The organism is Kordia sp. (assembly GCF_045105435.1).
Classification (GTDB): Bacteria; Bacteroidota; Bacteroidia; order Flavobacteriales; family Flavobacteriaceae; genus Kordia.
On sequence record NZ_JBGCDL010000075.1, the window covers coordinates 1 to 4586 of the forward strand.

4 protein-coding genes, 1 tRNA gene and 1 pseudogene are annotated in these 4586 nt (G+C 33.3%); 2 read left to right on the plus strand and 4 right to left on the minus strand.

All coding sequences use genetic code 11. The features are described 5' to 3' along the window. Both AB8B65_RS03500 and AB8B65_RS03505 read right to left on the minus strand, forming a co-directional pair. On the minus strand, nt 1-223 hold a 223-nt coding region (locus AB8B65_RS03500; protein WP_405299472.1), incomplete at its 3' end, for a hypothetical protein. Nucleotides 224-495: 272 nt separating this feature from the next. Then, a complete protein-coding gene (locus tag AB8B65_RS03505; protein WP_405299473.1) occupies nt 496-2547 on the minus strand; it encodes a glutamine--tRNA ligase/YqeY domain fusion protein in 2052 nt (683 codons plus the stop codon). A 430-nt stretch (nt 2548-2977) separates the two neighbouring features. Between AB8B65_RS03505 and folB the strand changes: the two genes are divergently transcribed. Beyond that, nucleotides 2978-3334 carry a dihydroneopterin aldolase gene (gene folB / locus AB8B65_RS03510; RefSeq protein WP_405299474.1) on the plus strand — a complete coding sequence of 119 codons (357 nt, stop codon included), beginning with the start codon at nt 2978-2980 and terminating at the stop codon, nt 3332-3334. A 70-nt stretch (nt 3335-3404) separates the two neighbouring features. Next, nucleotides 3405-3475: transfer RNA gene (locus AB8B65_RS03515), tRNA-Cys, on the plus strand. 63 nt (nt 3476-3538) lie between these two features. On the opposite strand, the gene AB8B65_RS03520 is transcribed toward AB8B65_RS03515, so the two are convergent. Both AB8B65_RS03520 and AB8B65_RS03525 read right to left on the minus strand, forming a co-directional pair. Further along, nucleotides 3539-4189: a LysE family translocator gene (locus AB8B65_RS03520; protein WP_405299475.1), complete on the minus strand. Its 651-nt coding sequence runs from the start codon at nt 4187-4189 to the stop codon at nt 3539-3541. Between the two features lie 27 nt (nt 4190-4216). Next, nucleotides 4217-4586, minus strand: a pseudogene (locus AB8B65_RS03525) (hypothetical protein); the annotation flags it as partial.

Sequence of the window (4586 nt, forward strand, 5' to 3'; positions counted from 1 at the left end):
TTTGGCTAAAATGTGCCCAAGCAAAATATCCATTGTTGTATTTTGCAGATGTTGGCATTGAATCCCAATTAAATGATGCTATGTTGTTTGGCATTGTAATCTCTTCATCTTGGAAAAGTAGTGTATTTTGAGCTGATGCTAACGTACAGTTTAAGAAGATTACTGCCATTAACATGAGCGTAAAAGAGCCTGGGAAGCTCTTTACTAGCGTAATTTTTTTCATGACAATTTTAATTAAGTTTTATATAGGGTCTAACTGTATTTTTATATTATCAACAGTGTTTTGAGGATAATTTTTATAAAAATATAATTAGCTTGCTAATATAATGATTAGTTAGCAAAAAAATGTTAACATTTTTGAGGATATTATTGCTTTTATAATTGTGTATGAGTCTCTTTTTTACAAAATTAATCCCTGATTGTTATATTATATAGACCAAAAAAAGACCCTACTTTTTCGTAGCGTCTTTTTATCATTTTTATAAGAATTGTAGTTTATATTTGCTGTGCTTCTGCAACCAATAATTCGTTTTTATCGTCTAATGCTTTTTCAATAAATTCATCAATGTTTGCATTTCTTTCTTGACCGTTTTTCAATAGAACACCTAACGTAAGTATTGCCGCAATCCGCGTACCTGCTTTCTTTGCTGCGGTAGCAAATAGCGGTTCTAAATCTTGATACGGAACTTTCTCGGCTAGTTCTTGAATTTTAGCTTTTGTAAGTTGCTGTTTTTCTTCTGGAAGATTTGTATATTTTTTACCTAATTTTTTTATTTCTTCTATGGCTGGTCTTGTTGATTGCTGCTGTTGTGGTTTTGGATTGTTTTGAACAGGTTTACTTCGACTATGCTCAGCAACCTTTTTCTGTTTTGCCCAAGTATCACGCAAACCAACTGTTTTGTTAAATATTAACTTTTCGGCAGTAGTATCTTTATCTACACAGAAATACCCTAAACGTTGAAATTGAAAACGATCACCAACGTTAGCTTCTTTTAAATATGGTTCTACAAACGCATTTACTACGTTGAGTGAATCTTTGTTTATAAATTCCATAAAGTCTTTGTCTTTATGACTTCCTGGCGCTTCATCCGAGAATAAACGATCATACACACGAACCTCAGCTTGCACGGCGTGTGCAATAGAAACCCAATGTAAGGTACCTTTTACTTTGCGCACACTTGCTTCCGTTCCGCTTCCGCTTAAACTATCAGTGTCATAGGTACAGTGAATTTCTGTAATGTTTCCGTCAGTATCTTTTACTACATTTTCTCCTTTGATGATGTATGCATTTTTAAGACGAACTTCTTTACCAAGTGTGAGTCTGAAATATTTACTTCCAGCATCTTCTTTGAAGTCTTCTTTTTCAATATATAATTCTCTTGAGAACGGAACTTTGTGGTTTCCAGCGTTTTCATCTTCTGGATTGTTTTCTGCTTCAAGCATTTCCACTTTCCCTTCTGGATAATTGGTAATGATCAATTTTACAGGGTTTAAAACTGCCATTACACGATTGGCGGTTTTGTTTAGATCTTCGCGAATGCAAAATTCTAACAACGAAACATCGATCATGTTTTCACGTTTGGCAACACCAACTGTTTCTACAAATTTTCGAATGGCTGCTGACGTATATCCTCTTCGGCGTAAGCCAGAAATTGTTGGCATTCGTGGATCGTCCCAACCAGAAACTATGTTTTCTTCTACCAATTTGAGTAATTTACGTTTACTCATTATAGTATAACTTAAGTTTAAACGTGCAAATTCGCGTTGTTTTGGTTGCAATGGATATTCGGTTTTTCCGTATTCAAAAACCTGTTCTTTAAACCAATCGTACAGTTTTCTGTGTGGTTTAAATTCTAGGGAACATAAGGAATGTGATATTTGTTCGATGTAATCACTTTCACCATGTGTCCAATCGTACATTGGGTAAATACACCATTCGTCACCAGTTCTGTGATGATGTGCATATAATATTCTGTACATCAACGGATCGCGCATGAGCATATTTGGATCTTCCATGTCAATTTTGGCACGCAATACGTGAGTTCCTGCTTTAAATTCGCCATTTTTCATGCGTTGAAATAGGTCTAAATTTTCTGCAACACTTCTGTCTCTGTACGGACTGTTTGTTCCTACTTCCGTTGGCGTTCCTTTTTGTATTGCCATTGCTTCTGAAGATTGCGAATCAACATAGGCTTTTCCGTCTTTGATTAGTTCAATTGTCCAATCGTATAATTTTTGAAAATAGTCTGAAGAATAACATTCATTTGCCCATTGATAGCCAAGCCAAGCGATGTCTTTTTTGATGGCATCTACATATTCTTGTTCTTCTTTGGCAGGATTTGTATCATCGAAACGAAGATTTACAGGCGCATTGTATTTTTCGCCCAAACCAAAACTGATACCAATAGCTTTGGTATGTCCAATGTGTAAATAACCGTTTGGTTCCGGAGGAAATCGAAAGCGTAACTTATCTTTTGACATTCCATTGGTTATATCTTCTTCTATGATATGCTCAATAAAATTGAGTGATTTTGTTTCTTCAGACATTATTTTGTATTCAAATAATAGTTAAAATAGAGCGACAAAATTAAGGAATTCAACCGAATATACACGAAAAACCTTGTTTGATGTTTTATGACGTAATGATTGAAAAAATAGCAACATTGGAACATCTTAGAGAAATATATGTTTTGTGAGTGAAAAACATTGTTTTTACTCTGTGAAAGAATATGCGATATATTCTTAACAAAATTTAGATAAAAATACTCGTGTTTATGTTTATAACTATGATTTATCTAACTCATATTAAAGTAGTTAAAACTGATTTGTGCTGCTTTTTTATAGATCAGTATTATTTTCATCAAAATACGTTTGTTTAGCTATTTTTAATATCCTTTTTACAGGCTTTTTTTAGGAAATATGGAAGTTGATTTTTTGACAATAATGCTGTACATTAGCTTCACAAAGTATCATATTTATGGGAATTATTCGTGTTACAAACATTCGTGCTTATGCTTTTCATGGTTGTTTAGAAGAAGAAAGTAAAATTGGAAGTGATTATAGAGTAGATGTCGCTGTGAAAGCAAATTTGCAAACCTCAGCAAAGAGTGACGATTTGCAAGATACCGTTGATTACGTTCATATTAATAGAATTGTAAAAGAGGAAATGGGAATTCGTTCAAAATTATTAGAACATGCTGCAAAACGAATTTTGAATCGAATTTTTGATGAAATTGCAATTGCGAATGAAGCAACTGTTGAAGTTTCAAAATTAAATCCGCCTATTGGTGGTAATGTTCAAATGGTTACTATTGAAATGACGTCTAGCCGTTAGTGGGAATCCTATTTATTACTTATTTTTTGTTGCATAGAATGTAAATTTGGTTAAATTTGCATCACGTTTTGGCGTCGTGGCCGAGTGGCTAGGCAGAGGTCTGCAAAACCTTGTACAGCGGTTCGAATCCGCTCGACGCCTCTAAAAAAAGAAAACCTTCTGATAATCAGAAGGTTTTTTTATATCTGTAATTTTGTTCGTGTTTTATACTACTCTGGAAAAAACTCCTTTTGCAATCATTATGGCTCCAAAAACAATAATGATAATGCTTACCCATTTTTTGGCTTTGAAGATAAAACGCGGTGTCATTTTACTTTTTAATTTTTTGGCCAACATAATTTTTGTGATGTCCATCACTAATAAGGTTACTAAAATTGTAGCTACAAAGATGAACATTCCTAGTTTTGTTCCGCCAGTAAATTTGGTTGCAGTTGCAATTGCTACAATCCAACCGGCTAATACACCGAAGTTTATGAAGTTTAGGAAGAATCCTTTTATAAATAATCCTATAAAGTTCTTTTTGGTATTGGTATCAACATTGTAGTGTTCGCGTATTATTTTTCGAAAAGATTTTGCTGTTTTTATGTATGAAATGACTCCATACGCGCACAGAATGAGTCCGCCAAAAATGATAAGGTTCGGGTCATCTTTTATTTTTTCTATAAGACTTGAGGTACTGTAATACGCAAAAAAGATGAATAGTATATCTGCGAAAATTGCTCCTAAGTCAAAAGCTAAAGCACTTCTAAATCCTTTGGTAATACTTATTTCTAGTAATAGAAAAAATATAGGTCCAATAGCGACAAAGGATAGAAATAATCCATATAAAACTGCGTATTGTAATCCGTCAACCATAAAACAAAAATAGTAAAAGTGATGTAATTACTGCTTTTTATATTCCATTTCTGCTGTAATTTTTTTTATTGTCCTACCTTTTTCTTTCTTTTTCGCTATTTTATTGTACCATTTTTGAATTTTTTCTTCCAGTTTTACGGCTTCTTCTGCAATTTTTTCTGTGTTTGGTACTAGTGGTTCTTTTTTATTAAATATTCTGTTAATTCGCTTCATTTGTCGTTTATTTTTAAAGTCGACAGTGTAGAGTTTTACAGATGCTTTTATCATTCCCATTCTTGCTTTGGCTTGAATAAAGTAGATTGCATTTGGTTTTAAGTCAGCTTCAATGAAGTCTATGTTTTCTGATTTTGCCCAAAATGTATGTTTTCCAGGCTCACATTCGTATCGTAAGTAGTGT

What these genes read in the sequence shown, in the direction of transcription:
- AB8B65_RS03505 (WP_405299473.1), bottom strand. Translation starts at nt 2,547, where the DNA reads ATGTCTGAAGAAACAAAATCACTCAATTTTATTGAGCATATCATAGAA.
- folB (WP_405299474.1), top strand. Translation starts at nt 2,978, where the DNA reads ATGGGAATTATTCGTGTTACAAACATTCGTGCTTATGCTTTTCATGGT.
- AB8B65_RS03520 (WP_405299475.1), bottom strand. Translation starts at nt 4,189, where the DNA reads ATGGTTGACGGATTACAATACGCAGTTTTATATGGATTATTTCTATCC.